The sequence below is a fragment of the Pseudomonas frederiksbergensis genome, assembly GCF_035751725.1.
In the GTDB taxonomy this organism is placed as follows: Bacteria; Pseudomonadota; Gammaproteobacteria; order Pseudomonadales; family Pseudomonadaceae; genus Aquipseudomonas; species Aquipseudomonas frederiksbergensis_A.
The window spans coordinates 1,518,016-1,542,656 of the sequence record NZ_CP142104.1; the positions used below are offsets into that span (position 1 = coordinate 1,518,016).

Consider the following 24,641-nt stretch of genomic DNA (forward strand, 5'->3'; position numbering starts at 1 on the left):
ATCTAACGTACAAAGGATTATGTAGATGGAATGGCCTCCAGAGGAGCTGAAAAAACTTGCAGAGCGCGTATGTTCTGTTTCGCCCGAGCAACATACAGTTCGTGAACTTCTTTGGTGGTATGGTTATGAGCGTCGTGGTCGCTTTATAGTTTGGGCTATTAGGCGTGATTTGGAGTCGCTTAATATTCGCACTGAGCCAGATATTGAATACACCTATCTTGATGGGTTGCTAACGTTCTCTCCGATAATTAATTCAGGCCCAGAGTTAGATCTTGGAGATGAAGAGGTTGAAGGGGTTGAAGAGGCGCACGCAATATTAATAACATCCGAATCCGAGGATCCGACTCAGCGTATCGGTAGGCTTCCCTCTGCTAACACCCGTCCGGTATCGGTAAATCCCAACGCTACAGTTGCGGAAGCTGTAACAATCATGCTTTTGAATGATTATTCTCAACTTCCTGTAATGCAGGGAGAACGCTCTATAAAAGGAGTAATTACCTGGCAATCAATTGGTACAAAGCTTGCCTTAGGACGCCCATGCGCTGTCGTACAAGATTGCCTTGAAGACGCAGTTGTACTTGAGTCCAATGTATCACTTTTTTCGGCTATTCCCACAATTGTCGAGCGAGCGTTCGTTCTTGTTCGCGATGAAAAGGGAGTAATTTCAGGCATTGTGACAACCACAGATTTAAGCTTGCAATTTCGTCAGCTTGCAGAGCCGTTCCTTCTTCTTGGTGAGATTGAAATGCATCTGCGGCAATTAAGTGATGGAAAGTTTTCTGCTGCTGAGCTTAAGTCTGCGAGAGATCCAAGTGATACTTCTCGCGATATAGAAGGCTTGTCTGATCTAACTTTTGGTGAGCATATACGGCTGCTTGAAAACCCTGCTCGTTGGGCTGCGTTGAGTTTGAATATAGATCGAGGGACATTTGTCAAACATCTGAATGAGATTCGCGATATTCGAAATAATGTTATGCATTTCGATCCGGACGGTACCGCACCTTCCGAATTAGAAAAGCTGCGACAGTTCGTGAGATTGCTGAATGCGCTCAGCCCTCAATAATAACTATGTCATAATATGGAATCCGTATTTTCTACTTGTGCTGTAATCATAGGTTCTGACTAAATCTAAATTGCAGTCAGAGATGTTCTTAGGGGTGAATGTCTGCTCTTGGCTGTGGATTCAACCGGTCGATGCAACAGATTGGCTAAATCGTTCAGCGGGCGTTTCGTAGTTTAGTGTTTTGCGAGGGCGGCTATTTAGCTGCCTTGCGACTTCATTGAGTGTGGCATCGCGAATCCTCCATGGAGTTTCAGCGTAGCAGTCGGCGGTGATTGGTTCATAAGGGAAAGGTGAGGGTCAGCAGAACGCCGGGGGAGAAGGGGTACTACAGTAGTAATATACAGCGCTAAGTTATTGATTTTTATAGGGTGATGTCGTTGATCTATACCTCATTAAAAATGCAATTTTTCCTTATGGATAAATTTCTTGCGTTTGTTTCGGGGGCACTTTGACATGGTGGGGGGCAAAACGTGCCGAATTACAGCCGAGAGAGGGGGACTGGGCGGGCATCGTTGGTATCTTAAATGGTGGAGTTGGGGGGATTTGAACCCCCGGTTGGCGCGCTGTTCTGTTCTGATTACAGCGTTCAAACCTACATGTCATTGCGTCTTGGGCGGTAAAATACTGTTTGAGGCCCATGCTTTGAGCTGAGCCTCGGGAAATGATTTTGTGATGCCGTTAAATATGCGAGTGTAAATCGGAGTCTTGGCCCTGCCGAGTATACCGGCTGCATATAAATTTCTGAATACATCCGCTCCGGACTTTTGATGCTTGGCGAAAAATCTCAAGGTCGAGATGTCAGCGTATATTTCGGCCTTTACTAGATCTACTTTACGATCAGATAGACTAAAGTTTTTCTCAATTTTTAGATCCTTCGCGTGCATAAGTTCGTGATAAACGAACAATATTTGTAAAGTCCAAAACAATGATTCGCTATCCTCTTGGCTAATGCCGGATGGGGTTGAGCCTAGAAATATAGCGCTCTGTGGTGCGTCATCTAATAAAAAATTTACGGTGTAACCGTCGGCAGAAGCCATTGTGTAACCGCCGTCCGCCAAGGATTTGATGCTGTTGTCCGTAAAGCGCAGTATGGAGTCATACTTTATTCCAGCTTTTTCCAGGTCTGCCTCTGGGCTTCTGCTTGGATCAGTGATATCGATAAAGTTGATATGCTTGCAGATGTCAAAGTGCGCTTCTTTCAGCTGATCAAACACTGCCTTCATTACCGAAGGTTCGCTTTGAGGTTGCATCTTTTATCCTTTAGTTAATCTGGCTCTTCCCAGTGTTTGAGCTTTTCCACCGTAATCGCTATCACTGAATGGTATCCCATTTACTGGCCACGTTGGGGGCATTGGAATGAGAACTCGTGGTCGTGATGCGCTATATAAAGGAAGGGCTTGTGTTCGGTCGGCAGGGCGCTGTGGGCGGGATGAACCGGGCTGAGTTTTTGAGACCCGGCCACTGGGTGTGACCTGAGGCATAGTCTCGAATGTCGGGTTGAGGCCGACTGCCGGCAGGACTAGTACTTGAAGGACGGCAACCGACCCAGGCTGTGTGAATACGTTTTAGAGTAGGTTTGACAGTCAGAACCGGACCGAAAATCGCGATACTACGCAAATTAAGTCAGCTGATTAACAAAACGCCGACAGATTTTACGTAGCAACGCAGACTACAAAACGGTGCATGCGTTTTCACACAGCCTGGGCCGGTAGCAGCTCATCTGCGACAGGTAGCATTCGTCCCAGAGTGTGTAAAAAACGCTCATCGCCTCATCGCCTTGGATCATCGACGTTCATTTGCTGAGCGATAAGCACGGCCAATGTTGCGAGTCGCATTGGCCGGGACCTAGAACACGTCAATGTTGTTTGCCAAAGCAGCTACTCACCGACCTACGTGGGAAGCCATATGGTGTAGCAGGAAGGCTGGCTGCCCTGGGTAATACCCTTGGCTCATTTCCGCGTAGCGGGTGCACTAGCGAGCCGCTACGCGGAAGGAATCCAGAGGGTTACTGCTGACCTAACCTACGGCAGGTGCCTGGGTCAGGTTTAGGTCAGCGGCAACATTCATAACTGCGTCACGGAATGATGCCGTGCTCAAGTTGTCCGATGAGCGTCAAGATCTGGCGCTGACCAACCACAGTTCCTGCCAACGCCAACGGAATCGTATGTGCAAGCGCAGGCGCTGGTTGAGTCAACCAGCGGGCCGCAGCCTGACCATCAAGTGCAAAAAACGCCAATGCAGCGCCCAGCAATTCGCCCATCGGAGGAACTAGCAGCAGGTTACTCTCCAGTGTGAGGAGAGCCCCCTCATAAACAGTCGTGTTCTCATGCACCGGGCAACGCGTTTGCATCCAACCGAAGAGTGACACCACTTTACCGAAACCGCCGCATATTTCACAGATGGATGGTGATAGAAATTCCGCGAGTTCAATCACAGCGGCTGCATAGTCGCTTCCCTTTCGGAAGTAAAAACGAAGTCCGCCAAATTTTTCTTTAACTTGTACAGCCACAAATTGCTGAGTGCCATTGGTCTCGATGTCGTGCTGAATCAACTCACACGTAGCATCGATAAGTGTGAACCAGCCGTCACCGCACTCAAAGCCGAACAAGCGCTGCCCTGCCGAGCTATCGACTGAAAAAATGGCCGGGTATCGCACACACAAAAGTGCATCGAGTGATTCTTGCATAGTTTTAGAAACCTCTTCTGGAAGGTCGGTGGTGGCTATGGGCCGCGATATTTACTTTCTCGTGGCATACTACTTACTTGAGCGACTCGGCCTTAGCACTCTAATTAATCATCACCGCGCCACCTCATACGCATCGTCTCATCCCAGGTAGCAACCGGTATAAACTGTGCGAAAAGGTAAACACCGCATCGAGATCTGCGTTGCTACATAAGATCTGCCAGCGACTGGATAATCCGTTGCATGGAGATTTTCGCAAGTACACGATTCATTACACTTCAAACTATCAATTTCCCTCTAAAACTTTATCCCACAGACTATATACTAGCTTAAATTACGTTGAAGACGAAGAAATAGGCGTTTTCGCGAGATGCGTGATAGTTAAACATTTGTGTAACCAGAGGCTTTTGCAAGGCCCAGCCTTCGCCAAATTAGCAATAATTACACAACTGTGTAACCAGAGGCATTTTTCAAGCCCCAGTCTTCGCCAAATTAGCAATAGTTACACAGCTGTGTAACCAGAGGCTGCTTCAAGGGCTGGTCTTCGCAAGATGCGCAACAGTTACACAACTGTGTAACCAGAGCTTTTTTCAAGGTCCAGCCTTCGTCAAATTAGCAATAGTTACACAGCTGTGTAACCAGAGGCTTTTTCAAGGCCCGGTCTTCGCCAAATTAGCAATAGTTACACAGCTGTGTAACCAGAGGCCGCTTCAAGGCCTGATCTTCGCGAGATGCGCAACAGTTACACAGCTGTGTAACCAGAGGCTTTTTCAAGGCCCAGCCTTCGCCAAATTAGCAATAGTTACACAGCTGTGTAACCAGAGGCTGCTTCAAGGCCTGGTCTTCGCGAGATGCGCAACAGTTACACAACTGCGTAACCCAGAAACTTTTTCAAGGCCGAGCCTTCGTCAAATTAGCAATAGTTGCACAGCTGTGTAACCAGAGGCTTTTTCAAGGCCCGGTCTTCGCCAAATTAGCAATAGTTACACAGCTGTGTAACCAGAGGCCGCTTCAAGGCCTGATCTTCGCGAGATGCGCAACAGTTACACAGCTGTGTAACCAGAGCCTTTTTTCAAGGCCGAGCCTTCGTCAAATTAGCAATAGTTACACAGCTGTGTAACCAGAGGCTTTTTCAAGGCCCGGTCTTCGCCAAATTAGCAATAGTTACACAGCTGTGTAACCAGAGGCCGCTTCAAGGCCTGATCTTCGCGAGATGCGCAACAGTTACACAGCTGTGTAACCAGAGCCTTTTTTCAAGGCCGAGCCTTCGTCAAATTAGCAATAGTTACACAGCTGTGTAACCAGAGGCTTTTTCAAGGCCCGGTCTTCGCCAAATTAGCAATAGTTACACAGCTGTGTAACCAGAGGCCGCTTCAAGGCCTGATCTTCGCGAGATGCGCAACAGTTACACAACTGTGTAACCAGAGGCTGCCTCAAGGCCCAGTCTTCGCGAGATGCGCAACAGTTACACAACTGTGTAACCAGAGGCTGTTTCAAGTCCTAGTTACTTTCGATCCACGGTCGCGGAGTTATTAGATTTACGAGTGCACCAACCGTGACTCCTGTGTATATTAATAAGCAGTTGCTTAGTCAGAACTACACGACACGATGAATCGATGCGATGAGCGTTAACGCATGAATGATATAACACTCGTAGTAATGGCTAATGAGCCGGATCTACTCAAAAAACTATTGAATGCGCTGCATTGGGGGGGGCGCGATGGCCTGATTTCAATTGCAGATGTGCGAAAGTTTGTTTCCTCGCCGAAGCTTGCCGAGTTCCACATCCGAGGGTTCCACGGCGACGGACTAGTGCCTGTAGGCGATACATTTCTCGACGCTCGAACGATGCTCGCTGATCGACCGCATAAAACGTTCGCAGTGCCGATCCAAGGCTGGCCGGAGTTTTCAAAGGGGAAGATTTTTGTCGAAAATGTTGGATTTAACGACAAACAAATTACCCGGATTGAATTGTGGCCGTTCGATCCAACCGAGCTAGACGAGGATCAGCTAACACTGGCGGTTGCCCTGAGCTACAACCTCAGAGAGTTTTACGGTGAACCAAGAATCGCAGGTGCGGTTGATGAAGTGATACGGCCGCTTGGATTCTTCGTGCCTGATGAAGAGTACTGACACGGCTTCGCCGTAAGCTTACCAGCGGGTTTGATGATGGCTGCCGATCGTTCTCATGAAAGCCAGCGGCAAAACAGTCAAGTCGACTGGCTCAAGCCGGAACACTCTAAAGCAACACTTCCGCAATCTGGTGGAGCAAGGCCACCTGAATCAGCAAGGGAGTGGTCGCGGAGTATGGTACGAACTACGGTAGGTGGCCTGTGTGCTCAAAAGCAGCAAGGACTATAAGACCCCGGCCACTCCCCTTGGATTGGCCAAAGGCCCAGTGAAGAAGAGGACATCCTCTCCTCTACTTCACTGGACCTTAGGTTTTCAACAGATTAAGCAAACGGCTCGCCATCTGCCCCGATTTTTCATGGATAGACTTAGGCGTTAAGCCCTAAGACCGCCTCTCTTTCACTTTCGTGACATATTTTAGCGAGGCTCGATAATTGATTTCTGGTTTGCACCATAACGCTCTCTTCCCAATTCTCGTCCAGAACGAACTGGCCGGTAGAGTCGACAATGACTGGCGTATTTAGCCGCAAGGCTGTCTGGGGATAGTCTGCGACATTGGCCTCCTGGTCGAAATGCACAGCCATCCCACGAAATAGCGTATCCATGATGTCCTGAATAAGCTTGAACATTTCTGTAAGCAGTTTAGCGACGCGCTCTCTTTCGATCTCAAGCTCGACCTCACTACGGGTTTTCTTTCGTTGGGTGAATGAAATACCGAAATTAAAACCCATAAATAGTTGAGTGCGGTCATTGGAGTAGTGCATATATGTACGCTTGGAGTGTTTACTAAAGTAGGATTTCAAACGCTCATTCGGCTTGCTAATCTTCACGTATGCACGGAACAACGCACCATCATTTCGTACGGACTGCGCATCTGGAGATGCTGTTGGCATTCCCAGGCCTAGCTTTGCGTTGTCGCGGAAAGCGATGTAGCTCACACCGTTGCGTTGTAGAGACTGAAAAGTTAGTTTCGTGGACATGATTGTGCTACCGCTGATCCAGCGACCATCTTGCCGGTCGAGCCTGTAGCTGATCCCCTCTACTAGACCGCTCTTATCTCGCACGCGAATTTGGATGCCGCGCTCTGCGAATCTATCAACAAGCTGTGACATGTTTACCGGGCGGTTGCTTGCTTTGAATATAGCTTTTGAAATCCCTCTAATAATATGGGCCTGATCCTTTTCTGGGTCTCCTTTGCCCGGCTCTTTTGTCCACCCGTCACTGAGAGGAACGGCCAAGTCGTATAGTTGTTCTATCTCCCTAACGGCATCCATTCCTTTAAATCTGTCGTTTCTATCGCTCACCAGCTCGAAGTGTGCTCCGAGAGCACTACGCGAACTCAGGGGATCAGCTTCAACCAGTCTAACTCTTGAGCTAACAATATGAGCGTGCTCACAATCTGTGTCTCGATGTATGACGGCTACGTATTTTGTCGTCTCATCGTACCCAAGATCACTCATGTACTTTCTAACGGCTTCAGTCCATTCTGCTGTCATTAATGTCTCACCTTTCGATAAAGATAAAATGTAGTGACCACAGAGTTTCTTGCTTTCACCTTTATAAAGACTGGTATAGCTTTCAAATTCGTGAATGATCGGCTCAACATCCACAAAGACCTTTCTCTCTCCGTCATCCATTACTTCATAGTACGGATTTTTTGATATCAGATTTCCACCGATAAATTCAACATTCTTTCGTTTCTCGAAATCTTGGACTCGCGCCGCAAACTCATAGACAATTCGGTTCCTAAAAGTCGGAGAGAATTCTTTACCTTTGCTTATCATTTTGATGCTCCATTTATTTTTATTGTTTTTGGATTGTTTCGTTTAGTTTTATTATTTTTCTCCGAGCAGAGTCAGAGAGCACAAAAGCGGCTGACGGCATGCTTGGATGGCTGCACAGATCATTCAACGAATTTATATCGCTTGCTAGAGCACTTAGATAAGCTGAAATGGCAGCTGACTTTGCGTCTAGACCAATACCCTTCTGTTTAATAAGTGCTAAAGCAGTAAGCCTCAAAAATTGCGAGAGGTAAGCGTAACCAAACTTTTTGGCTGCTCCCCTGAGTTCCGCAGCTTCTTCCGGTGTTAAATACACTTCGGAAATGATGGTTCTAGGATTATCCTTTTTGGGGCGACCGCCCTTGGTTCTGACCTTTTCCATTGACTCACCTTGTTATTATTTTTATTGGTGTTTTTTTGATTTTTGATTCTAAGCGCAGAACCCGAAGGGTTTGAGCACAAGCCCGTTTCGATACCGTGCCAGACCGAGGAACGAGGTTTGGTGCGGGGGAGAAACATAGCTTGCTTACTTAGATTTTGTTTTTACAAATTAATTATAACATTAAATATTGACTTGCTTTATTTGATTCATTGGTTTTGATGGTTTTTCTGTCACGTCATGGGGGTGTGATATGTCACGTAACTTTATTGGTTTATTGTGATGTATCGCGCGATGGATTTATTTTTGTGTGATATGTCACATTCTGTTTGTTTTTATGGCGTGATATATCACATCCATTTTTCACTTGTTACGTGATATGTCACGTGTTGAATTTGCAAGCGTGTGATATGTCACATGCTGCCTGCTTTACTCATGTGATATGTCGCATGCGTCAGCGAGTGACATAGTTTAATACCAGCTCCGCTGTATCTAGCCAGCGGGTAGTCTCTGGAAGCTCCCTACCCAGCTAATGTCAGTCTGACGCCTTCAGATTACGCCCCCAGGGCGTATCCACATGAGCTAGAGGGTGTTCACGAGAAGCCGACTTCTACCAGCTATCACAAGGTATTGAGGAACAAAGTCGTTACACCTATCTACATGTGTACAGGAATTGTTCCAAGCAAGCCCCAGCTGGTCAACTTAGCAAGAGGCTGTAAGAAATTCTGTCACATGCGGCGTTGCGTGATATATATGCTTATTTTAATGTTATAATAAAGTTACGCAGTAAATTAATTTTGCCCATAACAATAATAAGAAGAGGCGGTCATGCAAGCTGGTAAAGAAAAAGGCGGGCTCTGGATAAGAGAAGCAGCAACGAGTGTAAGCTTTTACAGGGTGAAGTATGGCGAGAAGAAGCAAAGGCTCATCACTGTTTCTTACGACCAGGTTGTTCAAAAGCAGCACGAAGTCAGGGCTCTATTCTCAGCTCCAGAAGCAACCGCAAAGCTGGATAAGTATTTCAGAGAGTTCCCGTTTCTCAAAAGAGAAAAAGCTGTAAAGAAGAAGGAATATCTTACTCGTGCGAAAATAGTCGAGTTCATGAGTGCAATACCTGAATCCATCACTGTACTGATCGAAGATGATCCAAAATGCACGAGTGCAGAGAACCGTCAATTAGCATACGAAATTTGGAAGGCTTGGACTCCCATACGCCAATTGATCAGCAACGTTGGCGGTTGGAACATCAAAGAAGCCGATTCGAAAAAAGCTCTGGCCTGGGGCAACGCCAAGTTGAAGGAAGAGGAGGGGGGATCATGACCGATCCAGGTAAAAATAAGTATTAGCAATTAGCGGATATGGCAAAAGGCACCTGGAAAGGTGCCTTCTATGCGCGACTGATCATCAGATGCTCCTGATTTACAGGGTGCTTAAAAACTCCTGAATTCTGCTAGAGCGCCATCCCACTGTCTTATGACTCAGCTTTGCCTTCGCCGGAAGCGTCCCTCGCTTTTCCATTCTCTCAACGGTCCTCTTGGATACCCCGAGAATAGCTGCTACGTCACTCATGCTCAAAAAACGATCAGAAATCACTGCATTCATTTTGCCTCCTACGGCCAGATAATATATCAGATAATAATGATCTCTGCTGTTTAGGTCAAGTGTTTTCTTTTTTGTCAAGCTGATTGGCGCAGGGCAACCCGCTCATTTGGCGGGCTTTGGTTGGGATGGTCGGATCTCTGACAGCCTCACGATCTTAATGTCAGTGCGGAAAACCCCTTTCTTCACGTTGTCGAGAAACTGACACCAGGCCTCCAGCGCATCGATTTTTTCTCGCAGATACACGTTGCGGTCATAGTGCTTGTCTTGCACATCAGTGCGTCCGTGAGAGAGTAGATGTGCCCTTGTCTCTTTCGCTACGCCCAGGCCAGCAAGGACCGACTCAGCAGTTGCCCTCACTTCTTTCCAGCTGAAGTACCTTGTCTTACCCGCTTCGCTCAGCGTCGTACCGGCACCGCTGTAGAATTTACTGGCGTACGAAGTGCCAACTAGCTTCTGGGACAATGCGAAGGGGCCGAGATCGCTGAACCGTGTTTCTAAAAGCGGAGCCATGATTTCAAGTATTCGGGGGGTGAACGGCAGGAAATGCGGGTGCGGCTCTGTACGGTTGCCCTTCTTGTCGAAAACGAACATACCCTGCTCATCTACATGCTCCCAGCGCAAATCGAGCAGCATTTTCAGTCGCTGACCACCAAGGTAGATCGGTGCTAGGGCTATGGCCCGCTGATGCTCTGGCAGCATATCCAGGTGCAGCAAAAGCTCCATCAGTTCGGGCTGCTGGAGGGACTCTGTATCGCCGGTGTACACGTTCTCTAGCGCACCTACATCTTCGGCAGGGTTATGAGTCAATCCGAAATTTTTTGCATCAGGGTTCGGTCGCTCAAGATTCCGCTTCGTTTTCTTAGCTCTCTTGAATGCGGCGCTCAAATACGTATGAAGCGTGTCAGTTGTCGAGCGCATGCTTGTCGCTGGTGCGGGTGTCGTGTTGCCTTTCCCTCGACTTCGAGGTTTTGCTGATTTCAGTCTACTCAAAATCTCGAAGATGTCTGCGTCTGTGATTTCACGTGCGGGCTTGCGAGCAAGCTCAGGAAAAGGCTCGATGACGTGCATAGTGAACATGCGTGCGATCTGCGGCGCTTTCACCCTCTCTCGTGCGGCAAGATCAGCAGAGTAGCTGTCTAATAGATCTTTGAACGATCCAAGCTTTGCCATCTCATCAGCAGCTTTAGCTTCCGCTTCGACTTGAGATCGAGCTTCAGCATCCTGGCGTGTGAAGTAGTCTTTTGGGCAGCCGTAGCTGAGCAGTATGTCTACAAGCTCTCGTGCCTTTTCTCTGATCTCAGAGAGCATCATTCCTGATGACGAGGGTGTGGACTTGTACTGACCGATGCTGAGCTGTCCAGGTTTCTTGTTGAGATTCCAGCGGTAATACGCGGTCGTGACCGATCCGATTTTCTTGAACAGGATGCTTCCAGTCCCTCGACCGGACATACTCTCAGTCAGCGTTCCGCCGTCCCGAAGCCCCCGCAGGCGCTGATCGTTTACCCGTTTGTCTTGTGTGTTTCCGGCCATCAAGACACCCAAAAGTAGTCACTACTGGTTACTACTCTAGCAACTACTTCTGGTGACGTTCAACGTCTTTCGTTGTCCTTGACTGTCGCTCATCGTATTAAAAAAATCTTATGAAATAGCCGGTTAGCAAGGGTATCTGGAGGTTTTCTCAAAATCTGTCTTCGGTTGTCGATAATAAGCATCCCCCTCCTAAGGGGAAGGTTGGCAGTTCGAACCTGCCCTGGGACACCATTTTATTATCCCGCAGTCCTGCAACCCCCCCTACGATCTCCTTAACGGAACGTCATTTGCGGCCGATAACCCGATGAGTCTCCTTTCCTGACGTCCCTGCGTCCTGGAACGGCTCGCGGTATGCGTCGTGGGTGTCTATCATCTGCGCGCCTCGCCGGCCGTGGAGGCGATGTTTCGTTTGTTTTGCCATTGAGTTCATTTTCTTATTTGCCTGGACATCCTCGATGCTGGCGTACCACCAAAAAAGTTTTCTGATCGTCGATGATTTCTCGGATTTCCGCAGCTCCGTTCGGTCGATGTTGCGGGAGTTGGGCGTCAAGGACGTGGACACCGCCGACACCGGTGAAGTGGCACTGCGCATGTGCTCGCAAAAGCGTTATGACTTCATCTTGCAGGATTATCACCTGGGTGACGGGCGCAAGAACGGCCAGCAGGTGCTGGAAGACCTGATGGTCGAGAAGTTGATCAGCCATGAGAGCGTCTTTCTCATGGTGACTGCCGAGACCAGCCAGGCAATGGTGCTCAGTGCCCTGGAACATGAGCCGGATGCGTACCTGACCAAACCATTCAATCGCTCCGGCCTGGCCCAGCGGTTGGAGCGCCTGGAGCAGCGCAAGACGTTGCTCAAGCCGATCCTGCAGGCGCTCGATCGCGGCAAGCCGATGGAAGTGCTCAATGCTTGCATCGCCCTGTGCAAGCAGGACCCGCGCTACGGGCCGCTGTGCCTGCGTTATCGGGCCGATGCGCTGCGCGACCTGAATCAGAACGAGGCCCTTGAGCGGTTGTACAACTCCATCATCGCTGATCGCCCGTTGCCATGGGCTTATGCGGGGTTGGGAAAATTGCTGTTCAAGCGCGGGCAGATCGGCGAAGCCAAGGCTGTCTATGAAAAAGCCCTGAAAGTCTTCCCGATGATGCCGGCCCTGTATGACGGCATGGCCGATGTGCTGGTGGCCGAGGGCGACACGAAGCAAGCCCAGAACATATTGGAAGAAGCGGTGCGCCTGTCGCCGTTGGCGGTGCGTCGGCAATCCCTGTTGGGCAAGTTGGCGATGACCAACGAGGATTACGAGACCGCGTCCAAAGCCTATCGCCAGGCGGTTGGGCAGGGCGCGCAATCGCGATTCAAGGATCCGGAAAGCAACCTTGGCCTGGCCCATGCCTTGATCAGCAAGGGCAGCGAAAAGGGCCTCGACACCCGGACTAGGCTCGAAATCAATACCACGCTCAGCGCGGTTGCAAAGGACAACCCCAGCGATCCGGGCCTGCAGGTTCGAGCGCGGCTGATGAAAGCAACGAGCCTGTTGCTCAACGATGCCGAAACCGCCGAGAAGCTCACCGAGCAAGCCTTGCAGCGTCTCGATGGCATGGAACAATTCATGAGCGCCGAAGCAGCGTTGCTGGTGGCCAAGCAGTTGCAGATGCTCGGCCAGACCAGTGCCGGCGAGTCGATGCTCAAGAACTGCGCGGAAATCTACGGTGATGATCCGGCCGTGATGCAGGGCATCGCCAAGCTCACCGACGATCCGAATATCCTCAACCAGGGCAACGCCGCCGCCGAGCTGAACCGCGAAGGCGTGCGCGTCTACAAGACCGGCGCATTGCCCGAGGCGCGGGAGCTGTTCCGGCGTGCCCTGAAGATGCAACCGAAGAACATCAGTATTGCCCTGAATATGGCGCAATCCCTGCTGCACGGCACTGATACCAGCGTGGAATCGGAGTTGCTGCAGGAGTGTCGCGCCTGCCTGAAACTGGTGGGCATGATGCCCGACACCGATGCGCGTCATGCGCGTTATCAGAAACTGCGGAGCAAGGCATTTGGCGATGAATGACAGCGAACAGGCGCTCGATTTTTCCACGGTGATCGCGTCTACCGTGCATGACATGAAAAACTCCCTGACCTTGCTCATGCAGGCCCACACGCAATGGCTCGAGCGCTTGCCGGAGCCTGAGCGGCAGACCTCGGAGCAGGGCGTGATCGAGTTCGAGTTTGCCCACCTCAATGGCCTGCTGGTGCAGTTGCTCGGGTTGTACAAGCTGGGTGTCAATCAGCTGCCGCTGCATCCGGCCTACCACGAGCTGGATGACTTCATTGAAGCGCAATTGGCCGGTCATCAGGATGTATTCCGCAGTCGCGGGATCATGGCCACCTATGAGGTCGATCCGCTGAGCCCGTTGGGTTTCTTCGATCGCGAGCTGATTGCTTCGGTGCTCGACAACATGATCAACAACGCCATTCGCCACGGGCGCCAGGCGTTGTTGATCAGCGTGAGCGACGAGGCCGGGCAGTTGGTGCTGACGATCAATGACGACGGCGAAGGCTATCCGGCCGAGATGATCGAGCGTCAGGCCGAATACGTGCAAGGCATCAACCACAGCAGTGGCAGCACTGGGCTGGGCTTGTATTTCGCCGCCAGGATCGCCGCGCTGCACCAGCGCGGCGGCTTGAGCGGGCGTACCGAGATTGCCAACGGCGGTGTGCTGGGCGGTGGAGTGTTCAGGCTTTATCTACCCTGAGCCAATCTTCGGTCGGTACAGAACCCTATGGGTTCGATGTCAGATGTTTATTGTCTCGGGATGCTTGATATTCCGAACAGCCGGAGCCTATTTTGTACGGGTTGCCGTTCGCGGCTCGCACACAACAAGGATTGCGTCATGACGACCGATGGCCAGTGTTCACTCGCACAGCGATTGACGGGCATTGATGAGATTGAATGTGTCACGCCGGATTTGAATGGCGTACCCAGGGGCAAGGTAATGAGCGCCGAGGGCTTTCTTGAAGGCCGGCGGTTGCAGATGGCGCGGGGTGTGCTGCTGCAATGCATCATGGGCGGTTATCCGCCAGCGCGCTTTTATGGCAGTGACGATGGCGACCTGGCGTTGGTGCCCGATCCGCAGCAGATTCATCGCTTGCCGTGGAGCCATCCGCCACGCGCCTTGGCGATCTGCGATGCCGACGAACTCAGCGGTGAAAGCTCGCCTTTGTCGACGCGTGGCCAGCTCAAGGCCGTGATCGCTCGGTATGCCGCGCTCGGGTTGGCGCCGGTCGTGGCGACGGAGCTGGAGTTCTTTGTGTTCGCCGCCAATCCGGATCCTGCCCAGCCATTCCTGCCGCCGGTGGGCCTGGACGGTCGGCGCGAAGATGGCCAATCGGCGTTCAGCATCAGTTCCAACAACGGCCTGCGTCCGTACTTCACTGAAGTTTATGAATGCATGGCAGCCTTGGGCTTGCCGCGCGACACATTCATGCATGAAATGGGCGTCAGCCAGTTCGAAATCAATCTGCTCCACGGCGATGCTCTGCGACTGGCTGACCAGACATTCCTGTTCAAGCACCTGCTCAAGGAAGTGGCCCTCAAGCATGGCCTGACGGTGGTCTGCATGGCCAAGCCGCTGGCGCGGACGCCGGGCAGTTCGATGCACATTCACCAGAGCGTGATTGAGCTGGGCAGTGGTCGCAATGTGTTCAGCGACGAGGCGGGCGAGCCGACGGCAACGTTTCGGCACTTCATTGGCGGGCAGCAGGCCTGCATGGCGGATTTCACCGCGTTGTTCGCGCCGAACGTGAACTCCTATCACCGCCTCTGCCATCCATTTGCCTCGCCAAACAATGCCTGCTGGTCCCATGACAATCGTTCGGCCGGATTGCGCATTCCTGCGAGTCCGCCGGTGGCCAGGCGGGTCGAGAATCGTTTGCCGGGGGCCGACGCCAATCCTTACCTGGCGATTGCCGCCAGCCTGGCGGCGGGACTCCATGGCATTGAAAATCGCCTGGAACCAGACGCGGCGATCCAGGGCGAATTCGAAGTGCCGGACAATCTGTCCTTGCCATGTACCTTGCATGCAGCCCTTGAGCGTCTCAAGCGTAGCCACTTGGCGAAGGAACTGTTCGGTACCGAGTTCATCGAAGGCTACATTGCCTCGAAGACCCTGGAACTGACCAGTTTCTTTGACGAAATCACGCCCTGGGAGCGGCGCGTCTTGGCGGCCCAGGCATAACGAACCGTCGCATTCGGGCTATCTTCGAACGATAGCCCTTACTCACCTCAAGGAGCCGCTCGGAACGCCGATGCGCCAAATCTGGAAACCTTTTCGAGCGCTTTATTTCGCCTCGCTGATGATGCTCATCGGCTCGGGCCTCTTGAGTACTTACCTGGCCCTGCGCCTGGCCGCCGACAACGTGGACAGCCTGTGGGTCGGTGCGCTGATGGCCGCGAACTATTTCGGCCTGGTGCTGGGCGGCAAGATCGGCCACCGGCTGATTGCGCGCGTCGGGCATATTCGCGCCTATTCGGCTTGTGCCGGGATTGTCGGCGCGGCGGTCTTGGGCCATGGCCTGGTGGACTGGCTGCCGGCCTGGATCGTGCTGCGGATGATTGTCGGCCTGGGCATGATGTGCCAGTACATGGTCATCGAAAGCTGGCTCAACGAACAGGCCGATGCCAAGCAGCGCGGGGTGGTGTTCAGCGGCTACATGATCGCTTCGTACCTGGGGCTGGTGCTGGGCCAACTGATCCTGGTCATGCATCCGGCCCTGGGGCTGGAATTGCTGATGTTGGTGGCCTTGTGTTTCGCCCTGTGCCTGGTGCCAGTGGCGTTGACCCGGCGGATCCACCCGGCTCCGCTGCATCCGGCCCCCATGGAGCCGCGCTTCTTTATCAAGCGCGTGCCGCAATCGCTGACCACGGTGTTGGGCTCCGGGCTGATCGTTGGCTCTTTCTACGGCCTGGCGCCGCTGTACGCCTCCCAGCAGGGCCTGAGCACCGAGCAGGTCGGCCTGTTCATGGGCAGCTGCATCTTTGCCGGCCTGCTGGTGCAATGGCCGTTGGGCTGGCTGTCGGATCGTTATGATCGAGCCCTGTTGATCCGATGCTTCGCACTGGCCCTGGTGGTGTGTGCATTGCCGCTGGCCATTTTGTCGAAGGTGCCGCTGGAAGTGTTGTTCGTCGCGGGGTTCTGCTGTTCGCTGGTGCAGTTTTGCCTGTACCCATTGGCGGTGGCGTTTTCCAATGACCACGTCGAAGGGGATCGCCGGGTGTCGCTCACCGCGATGCTGCTGGTGACCTACGGCGTTGGCGCGAGTATTGGCCCGTTGGTGGCGGGTGTGCTGATGAAGCTGTTCGGCAGCCAGATGCTCTATGGCTTCTTCGCCTTGTTTGCGTTGGTACTGGTGTGGCGGATCCGGCCGAAAGCGGTCACCAATCTGCACCAGGTCGATGACGCTCCTCTGCACCATGTGGCCATGCCGGACAACATGACCAGCTCACCGCTGGTGGCGTGCCTTGATCCGCGGGTCGACGAGCAGGTGGTGCAGGAGCAGATGCAGATGTCGCCCGATCCGGACGTCGAGGCGGAGCCAGAGCTGGAGCCGGTCACCGAAGGCGCCGATGACCAACCGCCTCCCTCCGATTTCACCCAGGCCAGGCCATGAGGCCGGCATAAAAAACGGGCAATCCTTGCAAGGGATTGCCCGTTTTTTTATGTAGCGCGCGCGAAAATCAGAAATCGTCTTTATCGAACCGACGGGCTTCACGCTGCAATTGATACACGAAGCGTTCGACTTGGCGCTGTACCAGGCCGCTGATATTGTGGAAGCGCACGCCAGCGAAGGTGGTGTTGATCCGCTCTTCGAAATGCAGGTAGCGCAGCTCCACCGGTGCAGTCATGTTGCCGAACGGCAGGGCGGCGATGAAGCGTTCGTAAACCTGGCCCAGTTGCAGCCGCTCGGTGATGTCGCCGTCGAAGCGCAGCTTGCAGCCGGTTGCGGAGATATCCAGCAGTTTGCCGTTGACCGGAGACTTGAGCTTGTCACCACCCAATTCCACGTTCACCAGTTGCGCCAGTTTCAATGCGGCCCGGAAGGCGTTGCGACGCTGGTGGTAAACCACTTCTTCAGGCAAGGCGCCGCGATAGCAGCGGCCGTCGCTCGACTCTTGGATGGTCAGCGGGCCGTTGCCTTCCCACGCAATGCGCACGCCGTCATGGAAACCCTCGACGCGAAACGGCTCGCCGGCTAGCAGGAAACGTTCACCGTCCCGAGGAATCATTTCGTCCAGGGCGATGGTGTTGCTGTCGCGATCGACATCCACCAGGTAGCTCTGGAACCGCTGGCTGCGCTCATGAAAGGTGATGATCAGCGGGTCATGGCTGTCTTGCAGCATCCGCAGGTTGCCGGAGATTTCCAGAGGGGTGGTGAGGACCTTGGGCGGCTGCGGAGCATCATCCGCGTTTGAGGCATTGAACACGGTGGGTCAATCTCCAGGCAAAATACGACTACAAAGAGCCAGCATTTTGCCAGCATGTATCGCGCGTTGATAGTGCGCCGGCATCGTTCGCTTCATGCCTGGCTGAGCGGGCGGTGCTTGACCATTTTTGCGGTCGAGCCGCGAGCGTCATAGAGCGTCGGGATTTCGCCGCCGTTGAGAATGCGCAACTGATTGGCGGTGGCGGCCTGCTGCATCTGGATAGACTGGCCGTTTCGAGCGTTGGCGGCCTGGCATTGGTTGAGCAGGTCGTTGAGCACCGCGCTTTGCGACAACAGCTGATCGCCGATCGGCGATTGGCTGGCCAATTGCTCGAGGCCACTGTTATCGGCGGGCAGGTTGAGGCTGGCGAGAATTTCGCTGCGCTTGCGGCCATGCTGGTCGAGCAAAATGATCAATGCCTGTTTCTGCGCCAGGATATTTTCCAGCAGCGGCATGTCCCGCCCGTGTAATGCCAGGGCTTCGGTCTGCAACAACTCCAGCAATTGTTGCGCTGGAGCGAAGTCGTCGGTGATCAATTGCAGTAAATGAGTGTCGTGCATGGCTGGCCTTGGGTCTTGAGCGTCCAAAAGCCTGGCGCAGGCGGGGGCCTAGCGCTGGGCTTCGAAGTTGAGCAGCTTGCTGGCTACACGGTTGCTGTCGACTTGGTAGCTGCCATCGGCGATTGCTGCTTTCAACGCGGCCACGCGGGCGTTGTCGACGACAGGTTGATCGCGCAGCTTGTCAGTGACCTTCTGCAACTGTTGAGCCTCATTGCTGAGGTGTACCGACTCCCCGTTCTTGACAGTGGCGGCCTGGTCGGCTGGCTTGGATTTGTCGGTTTCGACGGTTTCCTTGCTGGCGCTGGTGCGCGTTGTGCCTGTCACGGGCGAGGAGCTGTTTAAACGATTGAAATCGATGACCATGGTAAAAAACCTCTGGGTATTTGGACGCTTGCCATGTTTTCGGCCATCCCCAAAAAAACTTTAGGCTCATTTTCAAATGAACGAGCGCACGTCTGCGCTTGCCTTGTACAAGGCACAGTCTAGGGAACACCGAGGTCAAGCGCCAGCCTGTCTACCCTCCTTGCGGCCTCTTACATAGCCACTTCTACCTGGCCAGGCGCTATCACCTGGGCCTTGATGACTCGCTGGGAGTTGAGGTTCTTTACCCGAATCTGTTCACGCATGCCGCCGTTGGCCAAGGCCTCGCCGGGCATCCGCACGGCCAGGGTTCCGCTGCGAGCGGTAATGACCACCTGATCGCCCTTGCGAACCACTTCGGCCTGTTCCAGATGCACCTGGGTGATCACTTGGTCGGCGACCATTGGTCGGACAAGTTTCTGACCAATGGCCTCATCTACTGAGGTCAGGAAGCCCTGGCTGATCTGGCTGACGTCGCGTTCACGCAAGACCACGTCCTGCGGCTCGACAATCCCGGCACGCTTGAGCGGACGGGTGGTGGTGACAATTTCCCGATACAGGCGCACTTGAGCAGGCACGAACACGGTCCAGGGCGCTGCGCTGTCGCAACGAACCCTTACCGTGACGCGGCCCAGCGGCCGGGCCGGGCTCTCCAGCGAGGCAGTCAATTCCCTGTCGCACATCGGCATGCGCAGGCGCGGGTCGAGCTGGTTGACTTCGATCTCGTAGCGACCTTCGGTTTGACTGGTTGCCAGGTAGTCTTCTACGGTGAACTCAAGAAAGCCCTGAGTGACGCCGATAAGGAGATCAGGCAAGGTTACCGCAGCAGCACCAAGGGCAGGACCGCCCGACGCGAGCAGGCAGGCAGCCAGCAGTGCACCGAGCCAGTGGCGGCAGTGAGTGGTCAGGCGTCGAGAAAATGTCGTTTGTGCGTTCATGCCGGTTCAATAGCAAGCCCCGTGCCGTTTAGTGATGAATGCGCGACGGATACATTAGCGTGAGTAGGAGTCAGGGCATGGCGGGAGTGATGGATTCGGTAAACCAGCGCACACAGCTGGTCGGTCAGAATCGCCTGGAGCTGTTGTTGTTCCGTCTCGATGGCCAACAGTTGTATGGAATTAACGTGTTCAAGGTCCGCGAAGTGCTGCAATGCCCCAAGCTGACCCTGATGCCCAAATCCAGTCCCGTCGTGTGCGGTGTGGCGAATATCCGGGGAGCGACCATCCCGATTCTCGACCTGGCGATGGCGACCGGTTCCGGCCGGTTGCTCGACCAGAGCAATCCGTTTGTGATCATCACCGAGTACAACACCAAGACCCAGGGGTTCCTGGTGCGGTCGGTGGAGCGCATCGTCAACATGAACTGGGAAGAGATCCATCCACCACCCAAGGGGACCGGCCGCGATCACTACCTGACGGCGGTGACCCGGGTCGATAACCAATTGGTGGAAATCATCGACGTGGAGAAAATCCTCGCCGAAGTGGCGCCGACCCCGGAGACCATCTCCGTTGGCGTGATAGATGCCGAGACCCAGCACAAGGCAGTGTCCTTGCGGGTGCTGACCGTCGACGATTCTTCGGTGGCACGCAAGCAGGTCACGCGTTGTCTGCAAACGGTCGGCGTCGAGGTGATCGCCCTGAATGACGGAAGGCAAGCGCTGGATTACCTGCGCAACCTGGTCGACGAGGGCAAGAAACCGGAAGAGGAGTTCTTGATGATGATCTCCGACATCGAGATGCCGGAGATGGACGGGTATACGCTGACATCGGAGATCCGCAGCGACCCACGCATGCAAAAGCTGCACATCATCTTGCATACTTCGTTGTCCGGGGTGTTCAACCAGGCGATGGTGAAGAAAGTCGGTGCCGACGATTTCCTGGCCAAGTTCCGGCCCGACGACCTGGCTTCCCGGGTCGTCGAACGAATCAAGACAGCAGGCTAAAGGTCGGGCGCGTTGTGCGCCCGGCAAGTCAACACAGTGAAAAGAGGCGGTATCTTGTCTACGGGTAATTTGGATTTCGAACAGTTCCGGGTCTTCCTGGAAAAAGCCTGTGGCATCTTGCTTGGTGAAAACAAGCAGTACCTGGTGTCGAGCCGTCTCAATAAATTGATGGAACAACAGGGCATCAAGTCATTGGGCGAACTGGTCCAGCGTATCCAGGCCCAGCCGCGCAGTGGCTTGCGCGAAATGGTCGTGGACGCCATGACCACCAACGAAACCTTGTGGTTTCGCGACACCTATCCCTTCGAAGTATTGAAGAACAAGGTGTTGCCGGCGGCGATCAAGGCCAGTCCGGGCCAGCGCCTGCGGATCTGGTCGGCGGCCTGTTCGTCGGGGCAGGAGCCTTATTCGCTGTCGATGTCCATCGACGAATTCGAGCGGACCAACATCGGCCAGTTGAAAGGTGGCGTGCAGATCGTCGCCACCGACCTGTCCGGGACCATGCTCAATAACTGCAAGACCGGCGAGTACGACAGCCTGGCCATCGGCCGTGGCCTGTCACCCGATCGCCTGCAGCGTTATTTCGACGCGAAGGGGCCGGGCAAATGGGTGGTCAAGGCGCCGATCAAGAGCCGGGTGGAGTTCCGCTCGTTCAACCTGCTGGACAGCTACGCCAGCCTGGGCAAGTTCGACATCGTGTTCTGCCGCAACGTACTGATCTACTTCTCCGCTGAGGTGAAGAAGGACATCCTGCTGCGTATCCACAGCACCTTGAAGCCGGGTGGCTATCTGTTTCTCGGCGCTTCCGAAGCGCTGAACGGCTTGCCGGATCATTACCAGATGGTCCAGTGCAGCCCGGGAATCATCTACCAGGCCAAGTGATTGGCTTGGGTTGTAAAAAACGGGAGTCCCAAGGGGCTCCCGTTTTTTTTACAGCACCGTCCACAGTTTGGATCTTATCGCGCCTGAGAAGCGGCAGAAAAGCGGCAGCCAGCGGAAGCCGATTGCCGCTTTTCTGGCATTGCCGCTTTGCCGATCCCCGCAAAGCCCCGGTTTACGGGGCTTTTGAAAGTGGCACGACGCTTGCTAAAGCCTTCGTACGTACATTCTGGTCACCCAAAGGTTTCCGACATGAGCATCAGCTTCGATAAAGCGCTCGGTATCCACGAACAGGCCCTGAGCTTCCGCGCCCAGCGTGCCGAAGTCCTGGCCAACAACATCGCCAACGCCGACACCCCGAACTACAAGGCCCGTGACCTGGATTTTTCCAAGGTGCTCGCCGAGCAGAACGAGAAAACCAAGAACGGCCACTTCGCCTTGAACATGACCAACAGCCGTCATATCGAAGCCGAGGGCGTGGGCAGCGGCGACGAATCCTTGATGTATCGCACGCCGATGCAGCCGTCGATCGACCAGAACACCGTGGACGCTCAACTGGAACAGTCCAACTACGCGGAAAACTCCGTGAACTTCCAGGCCAGCTTCACCCTGCTCAACAGTAAATTCAAAGGGCTGGTATCGGCCCTGCGTGGAGAGTAAGCCATGTCGATCGCGAGCGTTTTCAACATCGCCGGCAGTGCCATGAGTGCCCAGACCACTCGCCTGAACACCGTCGCCAGTAACATTGCCAACGCCGAGACCGTTTCGTCGAGCATCGACCAGACCTATCGCGCCCGCCACCCGGTGTTCGCCACCATGTTCCAGGGCGGCCAGTCCGGCGGCAGCGACTCGCTGTTCCAGGACCAGGACGCGGCGGGGCAGGGCGTACAGGTACTGGGCGTAGTCGAAGACCAGAGCAACCTCGAAGCACGTTATGAGCCAAACCATCCGGCCGCGGACGCCAAGGGTTATGTCTATTACCCGAACGTCAACGTCGTCGAAGAAATGGCCGACATGATTTCCGCCAGTCGTTCGTTCCAGACCAACGTCGAAATGATGAACACCGCCAAAACCATGATGCAGAAGGTCCTGACCCTCGGTCAGTGATAAGGGGCGAGTCACATGAGCGTCACCAACACCACCGGCGGTTTGAGCCTCAACGAGATTCTCGCCAATTCCTCGGTCAAGACCAACACCAAGGCCGATGGCCTGGGCGCGGCAACCAATGCGGCGAGCGGCAACCAGGAATTGGGCAAGGATGCGTTTTTGCAACTGCTCGTTACCCAACTGAAGAATCAGAACCCGCTGGAGCCCCAGGACAACGGTGAGTTCGTTGCCCAGTTGGCGCAGTTCAGCAGCCTGGAAGGCATCACCACGCTCAACGATACCGTCAGCGGCATCGCCGGCAACTACAACTCGTCCCAGGCGTTGCAAGCTTCGTCCCTGGTCGGGCGTTCGGTGATCGCTCCGGGTGACAAGGCCGTGGTCGATACTTCCAAGAGCCTCAACGGCACCGTGGTGGTTCCGGCAGCGGTGTCCTCCCTTACCGTCAAGATCATGGACAAGGATGGCAAGACCGTCCGCACCATCGACCTGGGCAGCCAGAAATCTGGCAACTCCGCCTTCATCTGGGATGGCAAGAACGATGCGGGCACGACCGTCGAGTCGGGCACGTACACCTTCGCGGCCTCGACCACCATCGATGGCCAGGCCACATCGCTGATCACCAACCTGCCGGCCACGGTCAGCAGCGTGACGATCAGCCAGACGGGCGGTGAGCTCATGCTCAACCTGGCCGGGCTGGGCAGCATTGCCCTGTCCAAAGTACAAACTATTGGTATGTAGAGCCGACTAACCGGCAAAAGGAGTCAACATGTCTTTCAACATCGGCCTTAGCGGTCTCTATGCAGCCAACAAACAGCTGGACGTGACCGGCAACAACATCGCCAACGTGGCGACCACCGGTTTCAAATCGTCCCGCGCGGAATTCGAAGACGTCTACTCGGCCACCAAGCTGGGTTCGGGCAGCAAGACCGTCGGCAACGGCGTGCGCCTGGCCAACGTTTCCCAGCAATTCGGCCAGGGTGACGTGAACAACACCGGCAACGTGCTGGACATGGGCATCCAGGGCCAGGGCTTCTTTGTCCTGAGCAACGACGGTTCCCTGAGCTACACCCGTGCCGGTACGTTCAAGACCGACAAGGAAGGCTACGTCACCAACAGTGACGGCACTGCACGTCTGCAGGGCTATGGCGTGGATGCCAACGGCAAGATCCAGAACGGCATCCTGACCGATCTGCGCATCGATACCTCGAACCTGCCGCCACAAGCCACCAGCCTGGTTTCGTCGACCATCAACCTGAACTCGACGGCAACGCCGATTACCGCCGCGTTCAACCCGGCCGATACCGCTACTTTCACCAAGCAGTTCACCACTCCGATCTACGACACCCAGGGTAACCAGCATTCCATGGACCAGTACATGGTCAAGACGGCCGGCAACACCTGGAACGTCTATACCTTGATCGATGGTCGTAACCTCGATGGCAGCTTGCCGACCACGACCGGTGCGACCGCGCCTGTTCCTTCGACCATGAACTTCGATTCGAGCGGCAGGTTGACCTCGGTCACCACTCCTCCAGCGGGTACCAGCAGTGATTTGGTACTGACCGGCTGGGTTCCGGGCACCGTGACCAACGGCACATGGACCGCCAACGGCGCGGCCAGCGCGCCGAGCATCACAATCTCCATGGGCAACACCACTCAGTTCAACGCCGACACCGCGCGGTCGATCCCGGCCCAGAACGGTTACGCCACTGGCCAGATCACCAACCTGACCATTGATGGCAGCGGTGTGATGCTCGCCAACTTCAGCAACAACCAGACCAAGCCGATCGGCCAGCTCGCCCTCGCCAGCTTCACCAACGAGCAGGGTCTGCAGCCAGTAGGCGGCACCAGCTGGAAAGAAACCTTCGCTTCGGGTATTCCAGGCTACGACGCGCCACAAACCGGCACCCTGGGTTCGATCGTCTCCAACTCCCTGGAAGAGTCCAACGTCAACCTGACCAACGAACTGGTCGAGTTGATCAAGGCGCAAAGCAACTACCAGGCAAACGCCAAGACCATCTCCACCCAGAGCACCATCATGCAGACCATCATTCAGATGGCTTGATGCCGATGGCTGTTTGAAGGCTGCACAAGGAGCCCCTCGCGAGAGGGGCTTTTTTGTGCGGCCATGATTCTCATTTTCCGCTTG

23 protein-coding genes are annotated in these 24,641 nt (G+C 54.1%); 13 read left to right on the forward strand and 10 right to left on the reverse strand.

Annotation, left to right across the window (positions count from 1 at the left end; all coding sequences use genetic code 11):
• The first annotated feature begins 25 nt into the window (after positions 1-25).
• Positions 26-1,063 carry a CBS domain-containing protein gene (locus VQ575_RS06680; protein ID WP_325919331.1) on the forward strand — a complete coding sequence of 346 codons (1,038 nt, stop codon included), beginning with the start codon at positions 26-28 and terminating at the stop codon, positions 1,061-1,063.
• Positions 1,064-1,662: 599 nt separating this feature from the next.
• Here the strand turns inward: VQ575_RS06680 and VQ575_RS06685 are convergent.
• Positions 1,663-2,313, reverse strand: coding sequence for a hypothetical protein (locus VQ575_RS06685; protein WP_325919333.1), 651 nt, complete (start codon positions 2,311-2,313; stop codon positions 1,663-1,665).
• Positions 2,314-3,137: 824 nt separating this feature from the next.
• Positions 3,138-3,749, reverse strand: coding sequence for an MbcA/ParS/Xre antitoxin family protein (locus tag VQ575_RS06690; RefSeq protein ID WP_325919334.1), 612 nt, complete (start codon positions 3,747-3,749; stop codon positions 3,138-3,140).
• Between the two features lie 1,632 nt (positions 3,750-5,381).
• Between VQ575_RS06690 and VQ575_RS06695 the strand changes: the two genes are divergently transcribed.
• Positions 5,382-5,879: a hypothetical protein gene (locus VQ575_RS06695; protein ID WP_325919335.1), complete on the forward strand. Its 498-nt coding sequence runs from the start codon at positions 5,382-5,384 to the stop codon at positions 5,877-5,879.
• 365 nt (positions 5,880-6,244) lie between these two features.
• Here the strand turns inward: VQ575_RS06695 and VQ575_RS06700 are convergent, their stop codons facing one another.
• A complete protein-coding gene (locus VQ575_RS06700) occupies positions 6,245-7,660 on the reverse strand; it encodes a relaxase/mobilization nuclease domain-containing protein (protein WP_325919336.1) in 1,416 nt (471 codons plus the stop codon).
• A gap of 19 nt (positions 7,661-7,679) precedes the next feature.
• Positions 7,680-8,039 (reverse strand): hypothetical protein, encoded by a 360-nt coding sequence (locus tag VQ575_RS06705; RefSeq protein ID WP_325919338.1) that lies wholly within the window; start codon positions 8,037-8,039, stop codon positions 7,680-7,682.
• 825 nt (positions 8,040-8,864) lie between these two features.
• On the opposite strand from VQ575_RS06705, the gene VQ575_RS06710 reads away from it, so the two are divergent.
• The gene (locus VQ575_RS06710; RefSeq protein ID WP_325919340.1) at positions 8,865-9,356 is read left to right on the forward strand and encodes a hypothetical protein; all 492 of its coding nucleotides are present in this window, start codon (positions 8,865-8,867) and stop codon (positions 9,354-9,356) included.
• A 99-nt stretch (positions 9,357-9,455) separates the two neighbouring features.
• Here the strand turns inward: VQ575_RS06710 and VQ575_RS27165 are convergent, their stop codons facing one another.
• Together VQ575_RS27165 and VQ575_RS06715 are read right to left on the reverse strand one after the other, a co-directional pair.
• Entirely contained in the window at positions 9,456-9,638 is a 183-nt protein-coding gene (locus VQ575_RS27165; RefSeq protein ID WP_223474735.1) for a helix-turn-helix transcriptional regulator, read from the reverse strand.
• Between the two features lie 102 nt (positions 9,639-9,740).
• On the reverse strand, positions 9,741-11,168 hold the full coding sequence (locus VQ575_RS06715) for a tyrosine-type recombinase/integrase (protein ID WP_325919341.1): 1,428 nt from the start codon (positions 11,166-11,168) through the stop codon (positions 9,741-9,743).
• Between the two features lie 455 nt (positions 11,169-11,623).
• On the opposite strand from VQ575_RS06715, the gene VQ575_RS06720 reads away from it, so the two are divergent.
• The 4 genes from VQ575_RS06720 (at position 11,624) to VQ575_RS06735 (ending at position 16,830) form a co-directional block, all read left to right on the forward strand.
• On the forward strand, positions 11,624-13,231 hold the full coding sequence (locus tag VQ575_RS06720; RefSeq protein ID WP_039591871.1) for a tetratricopeptide repeat-containing response regulator: 1,608 nt from the start codon (positions 11,624-11,626) through the stop codon (positions 13,229-13,231).
• Positions 13,224-13,916, forward strand: a complete 693-nt coding sequence (locus VQ575_RS06725; protein WP_039591872.1) for a sensor histidine kinase — start codon at positions 13,224-13,226, stop codon at positions 13,914-13,916. Before VQ575_RS06720 ends, VQ575_RS06725 begins: the two co-directional genes overlap by 8 nt.
• A gap of 240 nt (positions 13,917-14,156) precedes the next feature.
• On the forward strand, positions 14,157-15,398 hold the full coding sequence (locus tag VQ575_RS06730) for a glutamine synthetase family protein (protein ID WP_198725496.1): 1,242 nt from the start codon (positions 14,157-14,159) through the stop codon (positions 15,396-15,398).
• A gap of 70 nt (positions 15,399-15,468) precedes the next feature.
• Positions 15,469-16,830 carry an MFS transporter gene (locus tag VQ575_RS06735; protein ID WP_045156695.1) on the forward strand — a complete coding sequence of 454 codons (1,362 nt, stop codon included), beginning with the start codon at positions 15,469-15,471 and terminating at the stop codon, positions 16,828-16,830.
• Positions 16,831-16,897: 67 nt separating this feature from the next.
• On the opposite strand, the gene VQ575_RS06740 is transcribed toward VQ575_RS06735, so the two are convergent.
• From VQ575_RS06740 to flgA, 4 genes are all read right to left on the reverse strand, one after another.
• Positions 16,898-17,644, reverse strand: a complete 747-nt coding sequence (locus VQ575_RS06740) for a flagellar brake protein (RefSeq protein ID WP_039591875.1) — start codon at positions 17,642-17,644, stop codon at positions 16,898-16,900.
• Positions 17,645-17,736: 92 nt separating this feature from the next.
• On the reverse strand, positions 17,737-18,204 hold the full coding sequence (locus VQ575_RS06745; RefSeq protein WP_039591876.1) for a flagella synthesis protein FlgN: 468 nt from the start codon (positions 18,202-18,204) through the stop codon (positions 17,737-17,739).
• Positions 18,205-18,252: 48 nt separating this feature from the next.
• Entirely contained in the window at positions 18,253-18,567 is a 315-nt protein-coding gene (gene flgM, locus VQ575_RS06750) for a flagellar biosynthesis anti-sigma factor FlgM (protein WP_039591877.1), read from the reverse strand.
• 170 nt (positions 18,568-18,737) lie between these two features.
• Positions 18,738-19,502 (reverse strand): flagellar basal body P-ring formation chaperone FlgA, encoded by a 765-nt coding sequence (flgA, locus tag VQ575_RS06755; RefSeq protein WP_039591878.1) that lies wholly within the window; start codon positions 19,500-19,502, stop codon positions 18,738-18,740.
• Positions 19,503-19,579: 77 nt separating this feature from the next.
• Here flgA and VQ575_RS06760 point away from each other — a divergent pair, with 77 nt between their 5' ends.
• From VQ575_RS06760 to flgE, 6 genes are all read left to right on the forward strand, one after another.
• Entirely contained in the window at positions 19,580-20,506 is a 927-nt protein-coding gene (locus tag VQ575_RS06760) for a chemotaxis protein CheV (protein WP_039591879.1), read from the forward strand.
• A 54-nt stretch (positions 20,507-20,560) separates the two neighbouring features.
• Entirely contained in the window at positions 20,561-21,388 is an 828-nt protein-coding gene (gene cheR / locus VQ575_RS06765; protein ID WP_039591880.1) for a protein-glutamate O-methyltransferase CheR, read from the forward strand.
• Positions 21,389-21,637: 249 nt separating this feature from the next.
• Positions 21,638-22,045 (forward strand): flagellar basal body rod protein FlgB, encoded by a 408-nt coding sequence (gene flgB / locus VQ575_RS06770; protein WP_039591881.1) that lies wholly within the window; start codon positions 21,638-21,640, stop codon positions 22,043-22,045.
• A 3-nt stretch (positions 22,046-22,048) separates the two neighbouring features.
• Positions 22,049-22,492, forward strand: coding sequence for a flagellar basal body rod protein FlgC (gene flgC, locus VQ575_RS06775; RefSeq protein WP_039591882.1), 444 nt, complete (start codon positions 22,049-22,051; stop codon positions 22,490-22,492).
• A gap of 15 nt (positions 22,493-22,507) precedes the next feature.
• The gene (gene flgD, locus VQ575_RS06780; protein WP_039591883.1) at positions 22,508-23,230 is read left to right on the forward strand and encodes a flagellar hook assembly protein FlgD; all 723 of its coding nucleotides are present in this window, start codon (positions 22,508-22,510) and stop codon (positions 23,228-23,230) included.
• 28 nt (positions 23,231-23,258) lie between these two features.
• Positions 23,259-24,557, forward strand: a complete 1,299-nt coding sequence (flgE, locus tag VQ575_RS06785) for a flagellar hook protein FlgE (protein WP_039591884.1) — start codon at positions 23,259-23,261, stop codon at positions 24,555-24,557.
• Positions 24,558-24,641: the final 84 nt, after the last annotated feature.